This window comes from Kitasatospora griseola (genome assembly GCF_044999035.1).
GTDB classification, from domain to species: Bacteria; Actinomycetota; Actinomycetes; order Streptomycetales; family Streptomycetaceae; genus Kitasatospora; species Kitasatospora griseola.
On record NZ_CP173360.1, the window covers coordinates 4,119,898 to 4,141,640 of the forward strand.

General features: G+C 74.4%; 24 protein-coding genes. 15 read left to right on the plus strand and 9 right to left on the minus strand.

The genetic code is table 11. The features are described from left to right. Positions 1-35: 35 nt before the first annotated feature. The 3 genes from ACI1MP_RS18550 to ACI1MP_RS18560 are packed head-to-tail and all read left to right on the plus strand — an operon-like array spanning position 36 to position 2,040. The gene (locus ACI1MP_RS18550) at positions 36-869 is read left to right on the plus strand and encodes a hypothetical protein (protein ID WP_404869060.1); all 834 of its coding nucleotides are present in this window, start codon (positions 36-38) and stop codon (positions 867-869) included. After that, positions 866-1,492 carry a hypothetical protein gene (locus tag ACI1MP_RS18555; RefSeq protein ID WP_404869061.1) on the plus strand — a complete coding sequence of 209 codons (627 nt, stop codon included), beginning with the start codon at positions 866-868 and terminating at the stop codon, positions 1,490-1,492. Before ACI1MP_RS18550 ends, ACI1MP_RS18555 begins: the two co-directional genes overlap by 4 nt. Continuing rightward, positions 1,489-2,040, plus strand: coding sequence for a hypothetical protein (locus ACI1MP_RS18560; protein WP_404869062.1), 552 nt, complete (start codon positions 1,489-1,491; stop codon positions 2,038-2,040). The genes ACI1MP_RS18555 and ACI1MP_RS18560 overlap by 4 nt, the downstream gene beginning before the upstream one ends. A gap of 101 nt (positions 2,041-2,141) precedes the next feature. Here ACI1MP_RS18560 and ACI1MP_RS18565 read toward each other — a convergent pair whose 3' ends face one another. Then, entirely contained in the window at positions 2,142-2,621 is a 480-nt protein-coding gene (locus ACI1MP_RS18565) for a ricin-type beta-trefoil lectin domain protein (RefSeq protein ID WP_380333821.1), read from the minus strand. Between the two features lie 249 nt (positions 2,622-2,870). Here ACI1MP_RS18565 and ACI1MP_RS18570 point away from each other — a divergent pair, with 249 nt between their 5' ends. After that, positions 2,871-3,416 (plus strand): maltokinase N-terminal cap-like domain-containing protein, encoded by a 546-nt coding sequence (locus tag ACI1MP_RS18570; RefSeq protein WP_404869063.1) that lies wholly within the window; start codon positions 2,871-2,873, stop codon positions 3,414-3,416. Between the two features lie 7 nt (positions 3,417-3,423). Here the strand turns inward: ACI1MP_RS18570 and ACI1MP_RS18575 are convergent, their stop codons facing one another. Beyond that, positions 3,424-4,245, minus strand: a complete 822-nt coding sequence (locus ACI1MP_RS18575) for an integrase (RefSeq protein ID WP_363478749.1) — start codon at positions 4,243-4,245, stop codon at positions 3,424-3,426. Positions 4,246-4,381: 136 nt separating this feature from the next. On the opposite strand from ACI1MP_RS18575, the gene ACI1MP_RS18580 reads away from it, so the two are divergent. Beyond that, the gene (locus ACI1MP_RS18580) at positions 4,382-4,516 is read left to right on the plus strand and encodes a hypothetical protein (protein ID WP_255419039.1); all 135 of its coding nucleotides are present in this window, start codon (positions 4,382-4,384) and stop codon (positions 4,514-4,516) included. Between the two features lie 86 nt (positions 4,517-4,602). After that, positions 4,603-4,845 (plus strand): DUF5302 domain-containing protein, encoded by a 243-nt coding sequence (locus ACI1MP_RS18585; protein ID WP_380333819.1) that lies wholly within the window; start codon positions 4,603-4,605, stop codon positions 4,843-4,845. 72 nt (positions 4,846-4,917) lie between these two features. On the opposite strand, the gene ACI1MP_RS18590 is transcribed toward ACI1MP_RS18585, so the two are convergent. The 6 genes from ACI1MP_RS18590 to ACI1MP_RS18615 all read right to left on the minus strand — a co-directional run bounded on the left by ACI1MP_RS18590 (position 4,918) and on the right by ACI1MP_RS18615 (position 9,412). After that, entirely contained in the window at positions 4,918-5,805 is an 888-nt protein-coding gene (locus ACI1MP_RS18590; RefSeq protein WP_380333818.1) for an alpha/beta fold hydrolase, read from the minus strand. Between the two features lie 75 nt (positions 5,806-5,880). Next, positions 5,881-6,492, minus strand: coding sequence for a TetR/AcrR family transcriptional regulator (locus ACI1MP_RS18595; protein WP_380333817.1), 612 nt, complete (start codon positions 6,490-6,492; stop codon positions 5,881-5,883). Between the two features lie 104 nt (positions 6,493-6,596). Then, the gene (locus ACI1MP_RS18600; protein WP_380333816.1) at positions 6,597-6,830 is read right to left on the minus strand and encodes a hypothetical protein; all 234 of its coding nucleotides are present in this window, start codon (positions 6,828-6,830) and stop codon (positions 6,597-6,599) included. A gap of 48 nt (positions 6,831-6,878) precedes the next feature. Continuing rightward, positions 6,879-7,268, minus strand: coding sequence for a YciI family protein (locus ACI1MP_RS18605; RefSeq protein WP_229847549.1), 390 nt, complete (start codon positions 7,266-7,268; stop codon positions 6,879-6,881). A 104-nt stretch (positions 7,269-7,372) separates the two neighbouring features. Further along, positions 7,373-8,611 carry an MFS transporter gene (locus ACI1MP_RS18610; protein ID WP_380333815.1) on the minus strand — a complete coding sequence of 413 codons (1,239 nt, stop codon included), beginning with the start codon at positions 8,609-8,611 and terminating at the stop codon, positions 7,373-7,375. A 165-nt stretch (positions 8,612-8,776) separates the two neighbouring features. Then, positions 8,777-9,412, minus strand: coding sequence for an ATP-binding protein (locus ACI1MP_RS18615; RefSeq protein ID WP_380333814.1), 636 nt, complete (start codon positions 9,410-9,412; stop codon positions 8,777-8,779). 230 nt (positions 9,413-9,642) lie between these two features. Between ACI1MP_RS18615 and ACI1MP_RS18620 the strand changes: the two genes are divergently transcribed. From ACI1MP_RS18620 to ACI1MP_RS18660, 9 genes are all read left to right on the plus strand, one after another. Beyond that, positions 9,643-10,464: a hypothetical protein gene (locus tag ACI1MP_RS18620; protein WP_380333813.1), complete on the plus strand. Its 822-nt coding sequence runs from the start codon at positions 9,643-9,645 to the stop codon at positions 10,462-10,464. Between the two features lie 148 nt (positions 10,465-10,612). Next, positions 10,613-11,329 (plus strand): YcnI family protein, encoded by a 717-nt coding sequence (locus tag ACI1MP_RS18625; protein WP_100589076.1) that lies wholly within the window; start codon positions 10,613-10,615, stop codon positions 11,327-11,329. Positions 11,330-11,451: 122 nt separating this feature from the next. Then, complete coding sequence (locus ACI1MP_RS18630) at positions 11,452-12,135, plus strand: SCO family protein (protein WP_404869064.1); 684 nt, start codon at positions 11,452-11,454, stop codon at positions 12,133-12,135. Then, entirely contained in the window at positions 12,132-12,608 is a 477-nt protein-coding gene (locus tag ACI1MP_RS18635) for a copper chaperone PCu(A)C (RefSeq protein ID WP_380333811.1), read from the plus strand. Before ACI1MP_RS18630 ends, ACI1MP_RS18635 begins: the two co-directional genes overlap by 4 nt. Before the next feature lie 9 nt (positions 12,609-12,617). Beyond that, positions 12,618-14,672, plus strand: coding sequence for a FixH family protein (locus ACI1MP_RS18640; RefSeq protein WP_380333810.1), 2,055 nt, complete (start codon positions 12,618-12,620; stop codon positions 14,670-14,672). After that, entirely contained in the window at positions 14,669-15,883 is a 1,215-nt protein-coding gene (gene efeB / locus ACI1MP_RS18645) for an iron uptake transporter deferrochelatase/peroxidase subunit (RefSeq protein ID WP_404869065.1), read from the plus strand. Before ACI1MP_RS18640 ends, efeB begins: the two co-directional genes overlap by 4 nt. A 135-nt stretch (positions 15,884-16,018) precedes the next feature. Further along, entirely contained in the window at positions 16,019-16,954 is a 936-nt protein-coding gene (gene pheA, locus ACI1MP_RS18650; protein WP_100589081.1) for a prephenate dehydratase, read from the plus strand. Between the two features lie 655 nt (positions 16,955-17,609). Further along, positions 17,610-18,887: a serine--tRNA ligase gene (gene serS, locus ACI1MP_RS18655; protein ID WP_363475419.1), complete on the plus strand. Its 1,278-nt coding sequence runs from the start codon at positions 17,610-17,612 to the stop codon at positions 18,885-18,887. 77 nt (positions 18,888-18,964) lie between these two features. After that, entirely contained in the window at positions 18,965-19,780 is an 816-nt protein-coding gene (locus ACI1MP_RS18660) for an HAD family hydrolase (protein WP_404869066.1), read from the plus strand. A 70-nt stretch (positions 19,781-19,850) separates the two neighbouring features. Here the strand turns inward: ACI1MP_RS18660 and ACI1MP_RS18665 are convergent, their stop codons facing one another. Continuing rightward, positions 19,851-21,695: an LCP family protein gene (locus ACI1MP_RS18665; protein WP_404869067.1), complete on the minus strand. Its 1,845-nt coding sequence runs from the start codon at positions 21,693-21,695 to the stop codon at positions 19,851-19,853. Between the last annotated feature and the right edge of the window lie 48 nt (positions 21,696-21,743).

Here is a 21,743-nt window from a genome sequence, read left to right on the forward strand (position 1 = left end):
CGTTGCGCCGGACCGAGACCACGAAGGAGTACGACGTGCAGGAGCAGGCGCCGGCGGCGCTTTTCGTCAGAGCGGCGATGGAGCAGGTCACCGACGACCTGGCCGAGCCGCCCGGGTTGACGGCCCGGGCGATGCGGGACGGACGCCGACGGCGACTGCGGTCGCGGCTGGCGGTCGGCGGGGCGGCGGCGGGCGCCGCGGCGCTGGCGGTGACCGGGCTACTGGCCGCGGTGCCCGGCGCGGTGGGCGGCCCCGGTCCGGTCGCGGTCCAGCCGGGGGGCGACGCTCCACCGCGGGTCTTTCCGACCGTCACCTTCTCCCCCACTGCCGATCCCCTCGCACCGTCGCCCCCGCCGGGCGAGGACGAGCGCCGGCGGATCGAGACGTACCGGCAGGCGACGGCCGGGGCGCTGCAGGACCTGCTGCCGCCGGAGATCGGGCAGATCCGGCTGGTGGCCGACCAGGTGGACACCTACCTGGCGTCGTCCTCGCACGGCATGTACGTCGTCCGGTTCTCGGTGGCTCCCGCCCCGGACGGCGCGAAGGAGCGGTCCTGTCCGCCGAACGACTCGGTCAAGACCGGGAAGTGCCAGCTGGTGCGGCTGCCGGACGGCGTGGACGCCACGGTGCGGGCGATGCCCGAGGGCGACGGCACGGTGACGATGGCCGTGGCGTCCTTCCACCTCGGCGGCAGCGACGTGACCGTCACCGTCAACGCGGATGAAAGCGCCCGCAGTTCGGCGCCGGTGACGAACGCGCAGCTGGCGGATTTCATCCGCGCCCCCCGGGTCCTGGAGCTGGTCCGAGGGGCCGATCGGAGCCCCGTGCAGGAACCCGGGATCTCCCACAACGAAGGAGCGAATCGATGAAGCGACGCACCGCCCTGGCCGCCCTGCTGCTGACCGGCACGCTGCTGGCGACCGCCGCGCCGGCCGGGGCGCAGGACACCGGCGCCGACCGCCCGGGGGCGCGGGCCTGGACCTCGAACGCCTTCCCGGCGGGCAACGCCAACCTCCAGGAGGCGGCCCGGACCGGCGGCCGCACGACGTGGGCGGTCGGCTCCCGGGAGTCCGGGGAGGGCCGGGACAGGTCGACCGCCCCGGTGGCCTTCGCCCGGGACGGTGCCGACGCGGCCTGGCACGAACTCGCCCTCCCCGACGGCCTGAACGCCCGCACCGTCGGTGACGACGGCGCCGGCGCCACCTGGGTGACCGGCCTCAAGACCACCCGCGAGGGCGGCATTCCCACCGGGCGCTACCGGGACGGGCGCTGGCAGGTGCAGAACGCCCCCGCCCCCGACCACACGTTCGCGGCCGGATTCGGCGGCGTCGCGGCGGCCGGCGGCCCGAACGACGTGTGGGCGGTCGGCTACTACCAGCCCGACGACTTCCTGACCTTCCTCGGCCTGATCGAGCACTGGAACGGCACAGCCTGGGAGCAGGTGCAGGCCCCCGCCCTCGACGCCGACTACTGGACGCTCTCAACGCGGTGACCGCCACCGGCCCCTCCGACGTCTGGGCCGCCGGCACCGTCGGCACTCCCGAGGGATGGCCGCGCCCACTGCTGCTGCACTACGACGGCCGCAGCTGGACCCGGGTCTCCTCCCCGGACCTGGACTCCCGCTACGGCGAGCTCACCCAACTGGTCGCGGTGGGTCCCCGAAGCGTCTGGGCATCCGGCACCGAGGAGGGCCCGGACCGCGACCCCCGGACCCTGGTCGCCCACTACGACGGCCGCGGCTGGACGCACCAGGAGACCGGCATCGGCGCGGGCCACCTGTACGGCCTCACCCGCACCCGCTCCGGAGTGGCCGTGGTGGGCGAGACCTCCGGCAACGGCGTGTACCGGCCGATCGGCGCCCAGCTGACGCCCGGCGGCTGGCAGCCGCTCGACCTCCCGCAGAGCGCCACCGCCCGCGGCCGGATGCCGCGCAGCATCGTCGAGGTCGGGGGCCGGCTGACCGTCGTCGGCATCGACGCCCTCGGCCGGGACGCGAACGGCGAGCCGCTGCCGCCGGTGCCGTTCTCGGTGACTCGCTGATCCGCTGCCCCTTCCGGATCCACGGCCGCGCCGTCCCGCCACTGGGCAACTGCCCTGGCGGGACGGCGCGTCGGATCGTCCGGGAGAGCGATGACGGCGGATCAGGCGAGGGCGAGGCTGATCTGGTCGTTGAAGACCACCCAGTGCTGGCCCTTGTCGTTGGCGTCGCAGGGCTTGGTGGAGACGTTCGGGGTGCCCCAGGCGTTGGCGAGGCAGTAGCCCGGGGCGAAGGTCAGGGAGATCCGCTCACCGGAGACGGTCCAGTACTGGCCCTCGTCGACGGGGTTGCACGGCTTGGTGGAGACGTCCGGGGTGTTCCACTTGTTGGCGAGACAGTAGCCGCGGGCGTTGGTGAGGGAGATCTGCTCACCCGACAGGGTCCAGTGCTGGCCCGGGTCGTTGGTGTTGCACGGCTTGCTGGAGACGGTCGGGGTCTCCCAGGTGTTGGCGAGGCAGTAGCGGCCGGGGGTGCGCGTGGTCGAGTGGCCGGCGTCGGCCGCGTCGGCGCCGGCGGTCGGCAGGAAGGAGGCGGCCAGCCCCAAGGCGGCGATGGCGAGCGTCTTGCGGAAAGCGATGGCCATGAAGCGGCTCCGTTCTCGCAGCAGGCCGCACGGTTCCCCTGCGGCCGTGAGGTGCTCTTCGGCTCGGATCCGAGCGCAGGAAATTTGTAGCAGCGCCGTCCGCGCACCAGCGGTGTTGTCCGTCGCATTCATCCGAACGGGAATCCTCGGCTGATCCGATGAACTCCGCCGACCAAGCGCCCTCCGGCAGCCCGTCCCGGTTCGTAGGCTGAGCGGTGCAGGAACACCGCGCGAGAAGGAGAACCCGCAATGGCGACGATCCATCGGACCACCATGAAGCCCGGCAAGTTGGAGCTGCTGGCCGACTGGCTGCCGCAGCAGAGCTGGTACCGGCCCGGCGGCGGCGAACTGGCGCGGGCCGGCGGCTTCCGGCTGGACGACCCGGAGGGCGAGGTCGGCATCGAGCTGATGGTGGTGACGGACGGCCGGGCCGCCTACCTGGTGCCGATGGCGTACCGGGGCGCGCCGCTGGAAGGGGCGCCCCAGGGGGCGCTGATCGGGACCGCCGAGCACGGGGTGCTGGGGACCCGCTGGTTCTACGACGGCGAGCAGGACCCGGTGGTCCGCGCGCAGTTGGCCGAGCTGCTGCGCGGGCGGGCGGTGCCGCAGAAGCAGAGCGAGAGCGACACGGTGGACGACACCGTGGCGGTGGCGACCGTCGACGGCGAGGTGGCGGTGGCGCTGCGCCGGGAGCTCGTGCCCGGCGAGGAGCCGGCGCCGGGCGAGGTGGTCGCCGGGTACACCGCGCCGGACGGGTCGGCGGCCCGCGCGGTGTTCCTGACGGCCGGGCGCTGACGGAGCGTCAGAGTCGGGCGTAGAGCGCCGCGGCGTCGTCGTGGGCCTTGCCGCGGGGCCAGCGCAGGCAGTCGGCGTCGGTGAGCTCCGCGGCCCGGACCTGGGCGATCAGCTCGGCCGGACCGGCCTCGGCGAGCAGGCGGACGGCGTCGGCCCAACTCCCCAGGCCCAGGCGGTCGGTGAAGCGGGCGGCGCCGTCCGACAGGGCGGCCACCCCGTGCAGGTCGGCGCGGGCGACCACGCCGGTCTCGGCGTGCTCGGCGGCCTGCGGGGCGGCGGCGGCGATCCACGGCCCGTGGCCGGTGTTGCGGGCGGCGCGGACGGCGATCGCGTACTGCAGGTAGAGCTCGGCGCGTTCGGCGGTGCCGGGAACGGTCGACCAGACCTGGCGGCGCAGCGCCTCGCCGCCGGGGAAGCGCTGGTTGTCGCCGATCACCCGGGGCGGGCCCTGCTTGGGGTGCAGCACCAGCAGCGAGTCGCCGAGCGCCAGGTACTCCAGCGCGTCGCCGCGCAGGCGGGCGGCGACCACCATCGCGGCGGGCGTGTTGGGGTTGGCCAGGTCGCAGCCGTCGCCGTGCAGGGCGGCGGTGTCGGCGATGGCGTCGGCCAGGCAGGCGGCGACGGCCCGGTCGGGGTGGTCGGTGAGCCGGGCGACCAGGTGCGCGCCGAGCCGGCGCACGTACCAGGGGATGCCGTGGCCGCAGCCGGAGTCCAGGGTGTCCGGGGCGCTGGAGCCGTCCAGCAGGACCAGAACCTCCGGGGTGGCCACCACGAAGTCCTCACAGGCCCGGTCCGGGCGGCGCGCGTCGACTGCCAGCTGTACCCGCATGCCCTTCAGTCTGCGTCGGACACCTGCCGTTCGAACAGGGGCTGTTCGGCCCGCCGTTCGACCCGGCCGCGCAGGGATTCGGACATAATGGTGCGAAGTATGGCAACTCGCCAAGGCTTCGTGACAGGAGAGTCCCATGGTCTGGCAGTTCTTCGTCCTGGTGATCGCCTCGTTCGGCTTCCCGACCCTCGCCCTGCTGTTCATGATGGGCGGCCTCCAGTACCGCGACCAGCGGCACCACCACCTGCACCGCGCGGCGCACCGGGGCTGACCGACCCCGGTGTCGGCCGACAGCGCCCCCGCCCGGCATGGGAGGGTGTGGTGCAGTAGACCGCACTCCCGTCCAGGAGGTCCCGAATGAGCAGCGACACCGCCCCGGCAGCCGATCCCGCGCCGGAAACCACCACCGACGCCACCGCCGACACCGCCGCCGAGGAGGCCGGGCAGGACGACCAGAAGGCCAAGTTCCTGGCCGCGCTGCAGCGCAAGGGCGGCAACAACCGGGGCGGCGCCGGCGGCCCCGGCGGCGACTCGAAGATCCACGGCACCGCCGGCGCGGCCGGCGGCAAGCGCACCTTCCGCCGCAAGAGCGGCGGCTGAGCACCCGCCGATCCGCAGTGCGAACGGCCGGTCCCGCCCGGGGCCGGCCGTTCGGCGTCTCCCGACGACCCGTCAGCCCCCGGCCGCCGAGGCCCTCGGGGCGGCGGGAAGCGGCTCGGCCAGGAAGGCGAGCACGTTGTCGACCACCGTCGGCTCCGTCAGCACCCGGCGGTGGCCCAGCCCGCGGGTGGTGATCAGCCGCAGCTGCGGCTCGCCGTACGCCCGGTGCAGCAGGCGGGCCTGGCGCAGCGGGACCACGTCGTCCTGCTCGTCGTGCACCACCAGGATCGGCGCGGTGACCAGCTCCGGCCGGTGGGTGGCGTCGAAGCGCTGCCGGATCGACTCGACGCCCGGGAACAGCAGCCGGTCGATCCGCCGGGCCAGGTCCTTTTCGAGGCGGTCGTTCAGGCCCAGGGCAGCGGCGAACCCCTCGACCAGGAAGCCGAATTCGGCGACTCCGGCGACGGCGACCAGCCGACCGGCCGGGACTCCCTCGGCCAGCGCGAGGAACGCGCAGCAGACCCCGAAGGAGTGCGCCAGCACGGCTTCGAACGGGCCGTGCCGCTCGGCGAGGCGGCCGATCAGTTCGCGGTACTCCAGGATCGTGGTGGTGCGGCCCGCCGAGTCGCCGTGGCCGGGTGCGTCGAAGCCGATTGGGCTCATCCCGAGGTCCAGCAGCCCGCGCACGTACGGGGCGAACCGGGATGCCCGGGACTGCCAGCCGTGCACCAGCAGCACCGGGCGCCGGCCGTCGCCCCAGCGGTAGACCCGGACCCGCTTGCCGTTCACCGTCAGCTCCTCGGTGGCGGCCAGCTCGTGCAGTTCGCGTTCCGAGCCGCGCACCCGGCTGCGGCGGATCGGGTGCCGGAACAGTTCGAACGCCACTCGGCCCGGCGGGGCGGTGGCGAGGTACGAGGTGGCGTTCAGCGCGATGCGCACAAGGGCGGCGGTGGGTGCCATGGGCGAGACATTAGCACGACCGTTCGTACAGTTTTAAGGCCCGAAAGCGGCCTCCCGTTGCCGGTCGGCACGGCGTCAGGCCGGGGCGATGCCCAGCAGGCGGCGAACGGTGCGCATCGTCCGGTCGTAGCGGGACGGGTCGTCGTACAGCACGGCGTGGCCGTTCGCGCTGTCCATCAGGCTGCCGAGCAGCAGCGCCAGCTCCTCCGGCTCCGCGCCGGCGGGCAGGTCGTCGGCGGCCCGCAGCACGGCGGTGAGCTGCTCCTCCCACTCCCGCGAGGCGGTGGCGAGGGCGTCCCGGACCGGACCGGGCTGGGCGTCGAACTCGGCCGTCACCGAGTAGAAGAAGCAGCCGCCGTCGAACACCCGGCCGCGCGAGTACGCCATCCAGTGCTCGCACAGCGCCAGCACCTGGGCAGCGCCGGGCGGCAGGTCGAGCACCGGGGCCACCACCCGGTCGTAGAAGATCCGCCGCGCCGCCCGGACGGTGGCCAGCTGCAGCTCCTCCTTGGAGCCGAAGCCGGCGAACACCCCGCTCTTGCTCAGCCCCAGGTCGGTGGCCAGCCGCCCGATCGAGAGGGCGCCCAGGCCCTCGACCGACGCGATCTGCACGGCCCGGCCGAGCACCGCGCGGCGGGTCTCGTTGCCACGCCGGACCCGGCCGTCCGTGGAGGACTCGACGACCACGGGACACCTCCGGGGACGGGAATGGGGCACCGGAAAGCGTACGCCGCGCACCCGGGCGCGCCGAAGGGCGCCGGAACGGATCCCGGCGCCCCTCGGCGGGACGGCTAGTCGGTGTGTTCGTCCGGAAAGTACGGCGCCTCGCGGAGGAACAGGGCGCCGCAGGTGTGGCAGTTGCGGTCGGGGTCGAGGGTCCAGCGGGTGGCGTCCTGGACGGGGGCGGCGGTGTCGAGCGTCTTGCCGCACAGGGCGGTGAGGTCCGCGTTACGGACGATGTGCCAGCTGACCACGGAGTCCGTGGCGCCGTCGGGGCCGGTCTCGGCGCGCATCTGATGCATCATGATCACCATCGTCCGCCGACCGGACGGACCCGGCAATTCGCCCGCCGGTCAGGGCTGCGCCTCGGGCTCCGGCAGCACCTCGCGGACCTCGATCGGCATGTTCATCGGCTTGCCGTCGTGCCCCGGCGCGGCGGACAGCAGGGCGGCGATCTCCAGCACCCGCGCCTCGCTCGCGCAGTTGACGGTCCACCAGCCGAACAGGAACTCCTTGTCGGCCGGGAACGGCCCGCCGGTGACGGTCGGCCCGTCGTCGCCGCCCCGGACGATCCGCGCGGTGTCCGGCATCGCCAGCCCCCGGGCCTCGACCAGTTCGCCGGTGGCGGTGAGCTCGGCGACCCAGCGGCGCATGAAGGCGATGTGCTCGGCGGTCGCCGCCGGGTCCCACGAGGGGATCGGCGGGACATCGAGGTCCGACTGACTGAAGTGCATCTGAAGCATGTGCGTCACGGCGGACGGCTCCTCTCGGTGCGGGCGGTCTCGTTCCCCCGTTCCGGGGGACGGAGCCGCGGCACGGTTCTCGACACCACGCCCCGGACGGCCGCTCAGACCGCGGGCCGCAGCGCCCGCCACGCGGCCACGGTGGCCAGCAGCAGGGCCGCGCCGGCGAGCGAGAAGCCGGTCCGGGCGCCGACGTGCTGGGCGACGAAGGTGACGGCGAGTCCGGTGAACGGGAGGGTACCCGTCATCGCGCTGCCCCACAGGGACATCACCCGGCCGCGCATCTCCGGCGCGGACCGCAGCTGGGCCAGGGTGTTGGCGGTCGCGATGAACCAGATCGAGGTGACGCCGACGGCGGCCATCCCGACCACCGCGAGGACGACGTTCGACGCCAGCGCGGTGGCCAGCACGGTGATCGAGGTGGCCAGGGCCAGCGTGCGGACCCGGCGCGGCGTCGGTTCGGGCGCGGAGGCGGCGAGCAGCGCGCCGGGCAGTCCGCCGAGCCCGAACGCGGCCATCAGCAGGCCGTACCCGCCGGGGCCGAGGTGCAGCGAGCGGTCGACCAGCGGCGGGACGGTCAGGTTCATCGCGAAGATCAGGCCGCTGGCGGCGGACATCGGCAGCAGGCCGCGGACGATCGGCGAGCGGCGGACGTAGGCGAGCCCGCCGCGGGCGTCGGACCGGGGCCGCGGCCGGTCGGCGGCGCGCTCGACGGGCGCGGCCGGACGCAGCCTGGTCAGGGCGATCAGCGGGGCGAGGTAGCCGAGGGCGTTGAAGGCGAAGGCCCAGGAGGGTCCGCCGAAGTCGAGCAGGGCGCCGGCCACGCCGGGGCCGATCACCCGGGAGGCGTTGAGCGCCACCTCCCACAGACCGACGGCGCTGGCGACGGCCCCGGTGCCGACCAGGTCGACCACGAAGACCTGGCGGGCCGGGGCGTCGACGGCGGCGACCAGCCCGGTGCAGGTGGCGAGGGCCAGCAGCAGCCACAGCTGCGGGTCGAACAGCGCGGTGGTGACGGCCAGCGCGAGGCCGATCAGCAGCATCAGGGACTGGGTGACCAGCAGCAGGCGGCGCCGGTCGGAGCGGTCCACCAGGGCGCCGGCCCACGGCCCGAGGAGCAGCGTGGGGCCCCAGGTGCAGGCGGTCAGCACGGTCAGCCAGACGGCGTCCCCGGTGAGCCGGTAGACGATCCAGGAGAGCACCACGCCCTGCGCGAGGGCGCCGGACGCGGATATCAGCTGTCCGGCGAACCAGATGCGGAAATCCCGTCCGCGCAGCGCCTGCCCCATCCGGGCCAGCGGGCGGGTGGGAGCGGAGGGCGACTCCGCGGTGGTGGTGGTCATGGTCCCCTCCGGTCACCCTCCGATCAATGGACTAGACCATAACCGGAGCCCCCGGACGCGTGACCAGCGGGTTTCGGACCACGGGCTCGACCGGCGGACCGCTGGCGCGGCGGGATCGAGCGCGGACCGCCGGCGCGGCGGGCGGCGTGATCGGCCGGCGGGCCGTCAGGACGCGGTGCGCAGCAGCGGCGCGGTGAGGATCTTGTCGAAGCTGACGGTGGCGCCGCGCTGCGGGTGGGTGCGCAGCTGCACGTGGTCGGCGAGGGCGTGGATGAGGAACAGGCCGCGGCCGGACTCGGCGGTCAGGTCGGGCAGCACGCCGGGGTCGGTGGCCGGGAGGGCGGGGCGCAGCGCGGGCAGCACGTGGGTGTCGTAGGGCGCGGGCCGGTCGGCGGCGGGGCTGCGGGTGGCCAGCACCCGGGCGGGGACGGAGGCGCGGCCGCGCCGGGTGCGGCCGTACGGCGCGGGCCGGTCGGCGGCGGGGCGGTCGGCCGCAGGGGCGGGACGGCGGCGCGGGCCCGGGCGGGGCGCGGCGGGCGGGCCCGGGGCCGCGCCGGTGTTGGCGACCTCGATCCGCAGCCGGTCGCCGCTGAGCGCGGCGGTGACCTGGAAGGTGTCCCCGTAGTGCCCGGGCCCGGCGTGCTCGACCGCGTTGGCGCAGGCCTCGGTGAGGGCGAGGCCGAGGTCGAAGGCGTCCTGCGGGTGGACTCCGGCGGAGTCCATGGCACCGAGCAGAATGCGGCGGGCGAGCGGCACGCTGGCCGGGTCGCGCTTGAGGTGCAGAGTCCACCAGATGTCCACGGGAGATCCCTCCTGGCTGCGGCTCCACATACAACTAGCTATCTCCTCGACGGTGCGCGGTGAACCGTCCGCACGCGCCGGTACCGCCCGTTCGGCGGATGGACTGCCCCTGTCCGGTGTGCCGATCGGCGCGTGGGCGGGTGAGTGCGCCGGTCGGGTTCTCGCCATTCGCGGCGGGTTCCGGGGCCTGTCCCGGCAGCGGCTGTAGGCGGTGAGATGATGGCTCGGCCATGACTGACCCCACCGCCGCCGCCCGCCGGGGCGCCGCCGTGCCCGCGCGGGCCTCGGCTGCCGCCTGGGATCTGCGGGTGCTGCGCGCGGTGCCGTTCGCGTTGGTGTGCACGCTGGTGGCGGCCTTCGGGCACGCCCGGGCGGGCGGCGCGGTGGCGCCGGACACGCTGGCGGCGGGTTTCGCCGCGGTGTGCGCGGCGGCGGCGCTGCTCGGCGGGCGGGAGCGCTCGCTGGGGGCGATCGCGGCGGCGCTGGGCGCCGGGCAGCTGGGCCTGCACCTGTTGTTCCACCGCTTCGGTGACGGCATGGGCGGCGGCATGGCGATGGCTTCCGCGCCGATGGCCGGAAACGGCGGGCCGGACGGCGTGATGTCCGTGGCGGGCCGGCTGCTGTGCAACGACACCCCCGGCGACGGCCTGACGGTCGTGCCGCTGGGCACCACGCCCGACCAGGTGGTGAGCGCCGCGGGCCTGGACCCGCAGGCGTACGCGGCGGCGATGCCGCACGCGACGGGCTGGCTGGGGCTGACGCCCGGCATGGCGCTGGCCCACCTGGCGGCGGCCGTGGTCGCGGGCTGGTGGCTGCGGCGCGGCGAGGCCGCGCTGTGGCAGCTGGTGCGGGCGGCGGCGCTGACCGCCCGGGAGTGGGCGGCGCCGCTGCGGACCGCGGTGGCGCTGCTGGCGGCGCTGCTGCTGGGTGAATCCCGCCGGGCGCCGGTGCGCCGGGGCGGGCGGCCGGAGGACTGGCGGCTGCCGGTGGCGGCCGTGCTGCGGCACAGCGTGCTGCGCAGGGGACCGCCCGCGGTGGCGTTCGCGCGCTGAACCGGGCCCGGAGGGGTCGGGGTTCGGGCGCGCACCGCTGTCTGCCGCCGGGTCCGCGTCGTACGCGGCTCGGCCGAGGCTCCCACTTCCCCCGTCATCCCCACGTGGCTCGCGCTGTCGCGCGGCCTCTCCCCTCAGGAGTCCCCTGATGCGTTCGCTTTCCGTCCGTCGTTCCGTCGGCACGCTCGTGGTGGCGGCCGGTGCCCTGCTGGCGTCCGCCGTCCCCGCCTTCGCGCACGTCTCCGTCCAGCCGGGCAGCGCCCAGCAGGGCGGCTACACCGCCGTGGCGTTCCGGGTTCCGAACGAGAGCGACACCGCCTCCACCGTGAAGCTGGAGGTCAGCCTGCCGCTGGACCACCCGATGGCGTCGGTGCGCACCCAGCCGCTGCCGGGGTGGACCGCCACCCTGGAGAAGTCGAAGCTCGACAAGCCGCTGGACTCGCACGGCCAGCAGATCACCGAGGCCGTCTCCAAGATCACCTGGACCGCGGACGCGGGCACCAAGATCGCCCCCGGGCAGTTCGAGGAGTTCAAGGTCTCGCTGGGCGCGCTGCCCACCGACACCGACAAGCTGACGTTCAAGGCGCTGCAGACCTACGACAACGGCGACGTGGTCCGCTGGATCGAGGAGAGCAAGGACGGGCAGCCGGAGCCGGCCAAGCCCGCCCCGGTGCTCAGCCTGATCAAGGCCGACGCCGCGGCCGGTGACCACCACTCGGCGGACACCTCCGCGAAGCAGGAGGCCGCGCCCGCCGCGAAGTCCTCCGACTCCACCGCCCGCACCCTGGGCGTGGTCGGCATCGTGGTCGGCGTGATCGGCGCGGCGCTCGGCGTGGCCGGGCTGCGCCGCCGCTCCGCGAACTGACCCCCGTCGGGCGGGGCCGCGCCCGCGGCCCCGCCCGGCATCCGCTGTCCCGCACCGCCCTCCCGCACCGCCCTCCCGCACTGTCCTCCCGCACCGCCCTCCTGTACGGAACGGAAAGTCCCTTGGCATCCCTCCACAGCACCCGCCCCCGGCTCCTGACGGCCGCCGCCCTCGTCCTCGGCGCGTCGCTCGCGCTGTCCGCCTGCTCCTCGTCGTCCTCGGGCGGCGGGGAGACCAGCGGGGCGGCGAAGGTCAGCAAGCAGGCCTCGACCAGCCAGTACCAGGGCACGGTGCTCAGCAAGCACTTCGACAAGCCGGACCTGGTGCTGAACGACACCGGCGGCCGGCCGTACGACCTGAAGGCCCGCACCGCCGGCCGGACCGTGCTGCTGTTCTTCGGCTACACCAGCTGCCCGGACGTCTGCCCGACCACCATGGGCGACATCGGCGTGGCGATGTCCAAGCTGACGCCGGAGGAGCGGCAGAAGCTCGACATCGTGTTCGTCTCCACCGACCCGGAGCGCGACACCCCGCAGGTGCTGCGGACCTGGCTGGACTCGATGGGCAAGGACTTCGTCGGGCTGACCGGCGACCTGGCGAAGGTGAAGGCCGCCGCCAAGCCGCTGGGCATCATGGTCGAGGACCCGGTGGTCGCCGCGAACGGCTCGGTGACCTCCACCCACGGCGCGCAGGTGCTGGCGTTCCTGCCGACCGACGACAAGGCGCACCTGCTGTACATGGCCGGCACCTCGGTGGAGACCTACCGGCACGACCTGGAGCTGCTCGCCAAGGGGGTGGCGGTGTGAGCCGCGGATTCCGGCGCAGCGCGCTGATCGGGGCCGGCCTGGCGACCGCGCTCGCGGCGGGCACCGTGGTGGTGGCCTGCCAGTCCTCGGGCAGCTCCTCCGCCGCGCCGAAGCTGTCGGTGGCCGATCCGTACATACCGCTGCCCGCCCCCCCCGGCGGCATGGGCGCGGGCTACCTGACGGTGCGCAACGACGGCGGCTCCGACCGGCTGCTGAAGGTGAGCAGCCCGAGTGCCGGGTCGGTGACCATGCACCGCTCCACCGAGAAGAGCATGGAGGAGGTCGGCGAGCTGGAGGTGCCCGCGCACGGCACGCTGGACCTGGCCCGCGGCGGCAACCACCTGATGATCATGGACTGGTCGAAGCAGCCGGCCCTCGGCGACGAACTGGAACTGGACCTGGAGTTCGCCAAGGCGGGCACCGTCGTGGTCAAGGTTCCGGTGAAGCCGTTGACGTACCGTCCGGGAAGCTAGGTCCCGGCGATGACAGCAGACGGCGCAGCGACGAGAAGAGGCGCACAGGTGATCACGGTGGTGAAGCGGCGGCGGCTGGGCGCCCTGCTGGCGGTGCTGGTGGCGGCACTCGCCCTGGTGCTCGGCGGGGCGACCGCGGCATCGGCGCACGCCACTCTGGAGAGCACCGACCCGGCGCAGGGCTCGGTGGTGCCGACGGCGCCCGCCGCGGTCACCCTGAGCTTCAGCGAGGGCGTGTCGCTGTCCGCGGACTCGGTGCGGGTGCTCGACCCGCGGGGCGCCGCCGTCGACGACGGCAAGCCCGAGCACGTGGACGGCAAGGCCGCCACCGCCCGGGTGTCGCTGCGCCAGGGCCTCGGCAACGGCACCTACACGGTGGCGTGGCGGGCCGTCTCGGAGGACTCCCACCCGATCGGCGGCGCGTTCACCTTCTCCATCGGCGAAGCCTCCGACACCAGCGTGAACGCCGCCGCCGTCCAGGGCGCCAAGGCCGACGGCGCGGTCTCGTTCGCCTACGGCACCGCCCGCACCGTCGCGTACGGCGCGTTCGCGCTGCTGGCCGGCGCCGCCGCGTTCGTCGTCGTGGTCTGGCCCGCCGGCGCGGCCGTGCGCGGCGTGCAGCGGCTGCTGATGACCGGCTGGGTCGCGCTGCTGCTGTCCACCGTCGCGGTGCTGCTGCTGCGCGGCCCGTACGAGCGCGGCACCGGCCTCGGCCAGGCCTTCGACCTGTCGCTGGTGCGCGCCACCCTGGACGAGCGGATCGGCACCGCGCTCGCCGCCCGGCTGCTGCTGCTCGCCGCCGCCGGTGTCTTCCTGTCGCTGCTGGTCGGCCAGTTGGGGCTGCAGCCGAAGCCGGCCGCGCCGACCCCCGACCCGGACGACGCGGGGATCGACCAGGAGGAGGCGGAGCTGCGCCGGCTGGAGCGGGCCGCCGCCGAGCGCCCGCAGCGCGACACCCGGCTCGGGCTGGGCCTGGCCGGGCTCGCGCTGGCCCTCGCGCTGTCGGCGACCTGGGTCGGGGCCGACCACTCCTCGGTCGGCATCCAGGTTCCGCTGGCGCTGCCGCTGGCCGCGCTGCACCTGCTCGCCATGGCCGGCTGGCTCGGCGGTCTCGCCGTGCTGGTCACCGGCCTGCGCCACGGCCTGCCCGTCGCCGCCGTCGAACGCTTCTCCAAGCTGGCGTTCTGGCTGGTCGCGGTGCTCGCCGGCACCGGCCTGTACCAGTCCTGGCGGGGCCTGGGCAGCTGGGGCGCGCTGGTCGACACCGAGTACGGACGGCTGCTGCTGATCAAGGTCGGCTGCGTGGCGGCGATGCTCGGCGTCGCCTGGATCTCCCGCGCCTGGACCGCCCGGCTGCGCACCGCCGACGCGACGGCCACCGCCCCGGCGGCCGTCCCCGCGCTCGCCGTCGCCGCGGGCGAGGAGGCCGGCGGGGACGCGGGCGCCGGCGACGACGCCGATCCCGAGCGCGCCGCGCAGTTGGCCCGCCAGCAGGCGGTGCGGGCCAAGGCGCACCAGCGGCGCACCGCCGAGGGCTCGCCCGTGCGGGCCGGGCTGCGGCGCAGCGTGCTGGTCGAGACGAGCGTCGCCGTGCTGGTCCTGGTGGTCACCACCATGCTCACCAACTCCCCGCCCGGGCGGGTCGCGCAGGCGATCGCCGCGCAGCCCGGCGCAGCGGGCGCGGCCCCGGCGGCGGGGGCGTCCGCGGTGCCCGGCCGGACGCAGGAGTTGAAGCTGCCGTACGACACCGGCGGCCGCACCCCGAACGCCAAGGGCACCGCCGTGGTCACCGTGAACCCGGTCGGCACCGGCCCGAACGCGGTCGGCCTGAAGCTCACCGACGCGGCCGGGCAGCCGGTCGAGGTCCCCGAGGTGCAGCTGGCGTTCACCCTGCCCGACCGCGACCTGGGCCCGCTGCCCGTCACCCTCCAGGCCGAGGGCGCAGGTGCCTGGAGCGGCACCGCGCAGCTGCCGCTGGCCGGCGTGTGGGTGGTCTCGGTGACCGTCCGCTCGTCCGACTTCGACCAGGTGACGGCCACCCAGCAGTTGAAGGTCGGCCAGTGACGGGGATACCGGCGGTCTCCCGGCGCGCGGTGCTCGGCGGCGCCGGGGCCGGGCTGGCCGTGGGCGCCGTCGGCGGGGCGTGGGGCGGGCGGGCCTCGGCACGGGAGACCAGGCCGTCGCCCGGGAGCGCCCGGGTGGCGTTCCACGGGCCCCGGCAGGGCGGCATCGTGGAGCCCGCGCAGGCCCGGGTGGAGTGGGCGGCGTTCGACCTGCTGCCCGGGACCGGGCGGGACCGCGCGGCGGGGCTGCTGCGGGACTGGTCGGCGGCCGCCGCCCGGATGGCCGCCGGTGAGCCGGGCGGGGACGGCGGCGGCGGGATCGCGCTGGACGCCGGCCCGAACTCGCTGACCGTCACCTTCGGCTTCGGCGCGGGCCTGTTCGACAAGCTGGGCCTGGCCGACCGCCGCCCGCCCGCCCTGGCCGCGCTGCCCACGTTCCCCGGGGACGCGCTCGACCCGGCCCGTTCGGACGGCGACCTGTGGGTGCAGATCGGCGCGGACGACGCGCTGGTCGCGGTGCACGCGCTGCGGGTGCTGCGCCGGCTGGCGGCGGGGACGGCCGCGCCGCGCTGGCAGATGGCGGGCTTCTCCCGGACGCCCGGCGCGACGGCGCGGCCGATGACCGGCCGCAACCTGATGGGCCAGGTCGACGGCACCAACAACCCGCGCCCGCAGGACCCCGACTTCGCCGCGAAGGTGTTCGCCACCGGCCCCGACTGGATGGCCGGCGGCAGCTACGCGGTGCTGCGCCGGATCCGGATGCTGCTGGACGACTGGGAGTCGCTGCCGACGGACCGTCAGGAACGGCTGGTGGGCCGCCGCAAGAGCGACGGCGCCCCGCTGTCGGGCGGCCCGGACGCGGTCGAGCGCACCCCCGTCGACCTGGCGGCGACCGCCCCGGACGGCACCCTGGCGATCGCCCCGGACGCGCACGTCCGGGTGGCCGCGCCCGCCTCCAACGGCGGGGCGGCGATGCTGCGCCGCGGGTTCTCCTTCCACGACGGCCTGCTGGCCGACGGCGCTCCCGACGCGGGCCTGCTGTTCGCCGCGTTCCAGGCCGACCCGGCGCGCGGGTTCGTCCCGGTGCAGCAGCGGCTGGCGCGCGGCGACGGCCTGTCGCGGTTCCTGCGGCACGAGGCGGGCGCGCTGTTCGCGGTGCCGCCGGGCGCGCCCGAGGGCGGGTACGTGGGGCAGCCGCTGCTGGAGGGCTGATGCCGCACGGCCGTTCGAGGCCGCTGCCCGCCGTCCGGACAGCGGCACGGCGAGGCTCCGGAAGTGGCTAAGGTGGCAGATCGAGCCCTGCGGGCCCCACGCGGTTCGCATCACGCTGTTCGTTCGGAGGCGGTCATGTCGGCGACCCGTTACACCTATCTCGGTCCCGCGGGCACCTTCACGGAGGCGGCGCTGCGCACCCTGCCGGAGGCGGGGACGCGGGAGCTGACGCCGGTGGCGTCGGTGGCGGCGGCGCTGGACGCGGTGCGGGCGGGCGAGGCCGCGGGCGCGATGGTGGCGATCGAGAACTCGGTGGACGGCGCGGTCACCACCACCAGCGACGAGCTGATCAACGGCAGCGCGCTGATGATCTACCGCGAGGTGCTGCTGCCGATCTCGTTCGCGCTGCTGGTCCGCCCGGACACCGCGCTGGGCGACGTGAAAACCGTCACCGGCCACCCGGTGGCGCAGCCGCAGGTGCGGCACTGGCTGGCCGCGAACCTGCCGGACGCGCAGTGGGAGTCGGCGGCGTCCAACGCCGAGGGCGCCCGGCTGGTCCAGGACGGCCGCTACGACGCGGCGGTGGCGGGCGCGTTCGCCGCCGAGCTGTACGGGCTGCGGGTGCTGTCGGACGAGATCCAGGACGCGGCGGCGCCGACCACCCGGTTCGTGCTGGTGGGCCGGCCGGGGCGGGTGTCCTCGGCGACCGGCTGGGACAAGACCTCGATGGTGGTGTGGCTGCCGGACGACCACCCGGGTGCGCTGCTGGAGCTGCTGCAGGAGTTCGCGGTGCGCGGGATCAACCTGATGCGGATCGAGTCCCGGCCGACCGGCGAGGGCATGGGCAGCTACTGCTTCCTGATCGACTGCGAGGGGCACCTGAGCGAGCGGCGGGTCAGCGAGGCGCTGATGGGCCTGAAGCGGATGTGCCCGCAGGTGCGTTTCCTCGGCTCGTACCCGCGGGCCGACCGGGGCACCGCTTTCCCGCTCCGGCAGGGCACCTCGGACCTGGATTTCACGGACGCCGCGGACTGGCTGTCGCGCTGCCTGGACGGCCGCGGCGAACTCTGACGCCGGCGCCGCCGCGCAAGAACGCGTTTCCGGCCGGAACGGGGTCCCACCGGGCCCCGTTCCGTTCATTTCCGACACGCCCGAACGTCACCTGCCCGGCCGACCGGCGTTCATCGGCGGCGCTCCGGGGCCTTCGGGAACCGACTGGTTCATCCACAGGGCGGCGGCCGGCATCCACAGGGGCGGTTGTCCCCAGGTTCGGCGAAGTTATCCACAGGGAGGGCCGGAGTCGACAAACCGGTAAAGACACCCGCAGCCCCGGTCAGATCATCAGCTAGGGGCATAGGGAGGACTAATCGGACCAGAGTCACCCCTGCGCCGACAAATCACCTGTGCGAGCGAGCGAATTCCCTCACTCGGGAAGCCGTATCGAGGTTTGAAACCTGAAATCATCGGTTCGACAGCCTACGGACCACGGGTTTTCCCCTGTCCACAGGCTTGGAAGCGCACCTGTGGATAACTGGGCCTCGACAGAGTTGTCCACCGGGGTTATCCACAGGAAGGCGGGAGTTATCCCCAACCCCGGAGCGCTTTCCCACACCCCCGCGCTGATGGCCGGGCACAGGATGCCAGATTTCCGGACAGAGCGCGACATACCAGCCCAAGCCGTGCACTGGCCGGAACCGGACCACCCTGCCACCGGTAGGCTTGATCCGTGATCGACCTTCGCCTGCTCCGTGACGACCCGGACCGCGTACGTACCTCGCAGCGCTCCCGTGGTGAGGACGTCGACCTGGTCGACGCCCTGCTCTCCGCCGACGAACGCCGCCGCGCGGCCGGCACCCGATTCGACGAACTGCGCAGCGAGCAGAAGCAGCTGGGCAAGCAGGTCGCCGCCGCCAAGGGCGAGGAGAAGGCCGCACTGCTGGCCCGCACCAAGGAGCTGGCCGCCGAGGTGAAGGCCGCCGACGCCGCGCAGAGCGAGGCGAAGGAGGAGGCCGAGCGCCTGCAGCGCTCGCTGGCGAACCTGATCGACCCGGCCGCCCCGGTCGGCGGCGAGGAGGACTTCGTCACCCTCGAGGAGATCGGCACCCCCCGCGACTTCGCCGCCGAGGGCTTCGAGCCCCGCGACCACGTCGAACTCGGCCAGCTGCTCGGCGCGATCGACACCGAGCGCGGCGCGAAGGTGGCCGGCGCCCGCTCCTACTACCTGACCGGCCCGGGCGCGCTGCTGGAGCTGGCCCTGGTCAACATGGCGATGGCGCAGGCCTCCGCGGCCGGCTTCACGCCGATGATCACTCCGGCGCTGGTCCGCCCCGCCGCGATGGACGGCACCGGCTTCCTCGGCCAGGCCGCCGAGAACGTGTACTACCTCCAGGACGACGACCGGTACCTGGTCGGCACCAGCGAAGTCCCGCTGGCCGCCTACCACATGGACGAGATCCTGGACGCCGACAAGCTGCCGCTGCGCTACGCCGGCTTCTCGTCCTGCTTCCGCCGCGAGGCGGGCACCTACGGCAAGGACACCCGCGGCATCATCCGCGTCCACCAGTTCGAGAAGGTGGAGATGTTCGTCTACACCACGCCCGAGGACGCCGAGGCCGAGCACCGCCGCCTGCTCCAGTGGGAGAAGGACTTCCTGAACGCGCTGGAGCTGCCCTACCGGGTGATCGACGTCGCCTCCGGCGACCTCGGCGCGTCCGCCGCCCGCAAGTTCGACATCGAGGCGTGGATCCCCACCCAGGGCAAGTACCGCGAGGTCACCTCGACCTCCAACACCACCGAGTACCAGGCCCGCCGGCTCTCCATCCGGATGCGCGACAAGGACGGCGTCCGTCCGCTCGCCACCCTCAACGGCACCCTGGTCGCCGTCCCCCGGGTGATCGTCGCGCTGCTGGAGAACCACCAGCAGGCCGACGGCTCGGTGGTCCTGCCCGAGGCCCTGCGCCCCTTCCTCGGCGGGAAGGCCGTGCTGGAGCCCGCGGCCAAGTAGAACCGACCGCCGGCACCGGCCGTACTCCTCGTACCGCCGCAATCCGTCGTTCCCGGAGCATCTGGAGCACTTCGCGCATGAGCACCGCCCTGCCCTACCGGCTGGTCGCCACCGATCTCGACGGGACGCTGCTCACCAGCGCCGAGAACGTCTCCGCCCGCACCCGGGAGGCCCTGGGCGCCGTCACGGCGCTCGGGGCACAGCACATCATCGTCACCGGCCGCTCGGCGGGCTGGACCAGGCCGGTGCTGGACGAGATCGGCTACACCGGCATCGCCGTCTGCGGGCAGGGCGCCCAGGTCTACGACGCGGGGGCGCACAAGCTGCTCACCTCGGTCACCCTGGACCGGCAGCTGGCCGCGCTGGCGCTCGCCAAGATCGAGGCCGAGGTGGGCCCGCTGGCGATCGCCGCCAACCAGGACGGCCTGGACGGCGAGGTGGTGGCCGGGCCGGGCTACCGGCTGCGGATCGCCACCGGGCTGCCGGTCCGCCAGGTCGCCGCGGAGCAGCTGCTGGCCGCGCCGGTCAGCAAGCTGTACATCCAGCACCCGGAGCTGACGGACGATCAACTCGCCGAGGCGGCATGGTCGGTGGCCGGTCAGCTGGTCGGCGTGGTGATGGCCGGCGACGGCATCGTCGAGCTGCTGCCGCTGGGCCTGACCAAGGCCACCGGCCTGTCGCTGGCCGCGCACCGGCTGGGCGTCCGCGCCGCCGAGACCATCGCGTTCGGCGACATGCCCAACGACATACCGATGTTCCGGTGGGCCGGCCACGGGGTGGCGATGGGCAACGCGCACGAGCAGCTGCGGGCGGTGGCCGACGAGGTGACGGTCTCCAACGACGAGGACGGCGTCGCCGTGGTGCTGGACCGGGTGTTCGGCCTCGGCGGCTGATCCGCGCGACAGACGCACGAAAGCGCCACCGGCCCGGGGCCGGTGGCGCTTTCGTGCGTGCTGGGGCCGGTCAGCTGCCGTAGCTGACGTTGGAGCAGACGTCGTCGTCCGCCGAGCGGGCGGAGTTGGCGACGCTGGAGGACACCGGGCCCGGGTCGGCGGCGCCGCCGCTGGTCGCGGTGCCGGCGCCGGCGCCCGCCGCGTAGTCCTTGCCGAGCACCAGCGCGATGCCGGCGGTGGAGCTCGCCTCGATGGTGGCGCCGGGGAACAGCGCGGCGACGGCCTGCGCGTTGGCCTTCTGGCCGCTGCCGTACTGGACCACGGTGGTGGCGTGGTTCTGGTTGCTGGCGTTGCTGGTGCTGGTGACGGTGAAGTTCGCGCCCTTCAGCGTCGTGGCGGCCTTGGTGCCGAGGCCGGCGGTGGTGGTGCCGTTGTAGACGCCGACCTTGATACCGGCGCCGTTGGCGGGCGGGGCCGGCGGGGCGCTGGAGGGCGGGGCGGCCGGCGCGCTCGCGGCGGGGCTCTGCTCGCCGCCGCTGGCGTCCTCGCCGTCGAGGGTGCGGTCGGCCTTGAGGGCGGCCCACAGCTGGTCGACCTGGGGGTGGTTCAGGCCGATCCGTTCCTTCTCGTAGTGCCAGGGGGTGGTGAGGAACTTGATGTCGTGCAGGTCGATGTCCTTGAGCGACGTCCCGAGGTTGAGCAGCTTGTCGACACCGGCCAGGTCGGGGTCGACGGTGAGCGCCTTGGTGGCCGCGTCGGCCAGCGGCAGCAGGTTGGTGGGGCTCATGCCCTTGCTCTTGACCGATTTGATCAGCGAGGACAGGAACGCCTGCTGGCGCTGCATCCGGCCGACGTCGGAGTTGTCGCCGATGCCGTGCCGCAGTCGGACGTAGTCGAGGGCGGCCTGGCCCTCGACGGTCTGCACGCCCTTCGGATATATCTCCTTGCCCTTCTTGGGCAGGTTCGGGTTGAGGTCCTTCTCGTATATCGCGTTCGGCAGGCAGACCTCGACGCCGCCGACGGCCTTGGTCATCGCGGCGAAGCCCTCGAAGTTGACCACGATGGTGTGGTCGACGCGCAGGCCGGTCAGCGCTTCGACGGTGTTCTGGGTGCAGGCCGGATTGCCCTGCTCGCTGTTGCCGACCGAGAAGGCGCTGTTGAACATCACGTTCGTCTGCGGCTTGGTCCAGTTCTTGTTCGGCAGCATGCACTTGGGGACGTTGACCATTGCGTCGCGGGGGAACGAGACGCCGACGGCGTGCTTGTGGTCGGCGTAGACGTGCAACAGGATCGTGGTGTCGGAGCGGGCGCCGCCCTCCTCGCCGCCGCCGAGGTCCTTGTTGTTGCCGGAGCGGGAGTCGGAGCCGATCAGCAGGATGTTCATCGGGCGGCGGCCCTGGGAGTCGGCCTCGGAAGCTGCGGGGCGGTCCTTGCTGATGCCTTCGCCGTCGAAGGCGGAGATGTTGGCGTTCAGTCTCCAGTAGACGTAGCCGCCGCTGCCGACCACGGCGACGGTGGCGCCGACCACCGACCAGATGATGATCTTCTTGGTGCGGCGGGGCTTGCGGCGGCCCTGCGCGGCCGCCCGGCGGGACCCGGCCCGGCCGCCGGAGCCGCCCGCCGACTCGGTCTCGGGCTCGGCGGCGGGAGCGGCGCGGCGCCCGGAGCGCGGCGGGGTGGCCGCGGCGCCGCGCGGCGGAGTGGCCGCCGAGCCGCGCGCCTGGGCGCGGCGGGACTCGGCGCGGCCGCCGGGTGCCGGTGCGTCGTCGTGGCTGCCCGCACGGCGGCGCGGGACGCCCTGGGACGGCGCGTCGTCGCGATAGGGAGCGTCCTGCCGGTAGGCGTCGCCCTGCGGCGGCTCGTTCTCCCACCAGCCGGCGCCCCCGTCCGACGCCCCCGCCCTCTGGCCTGCCATACACAACACCCTTCACCGGAGGCGGCCTTCGGGCGCCTCAGCAATCGC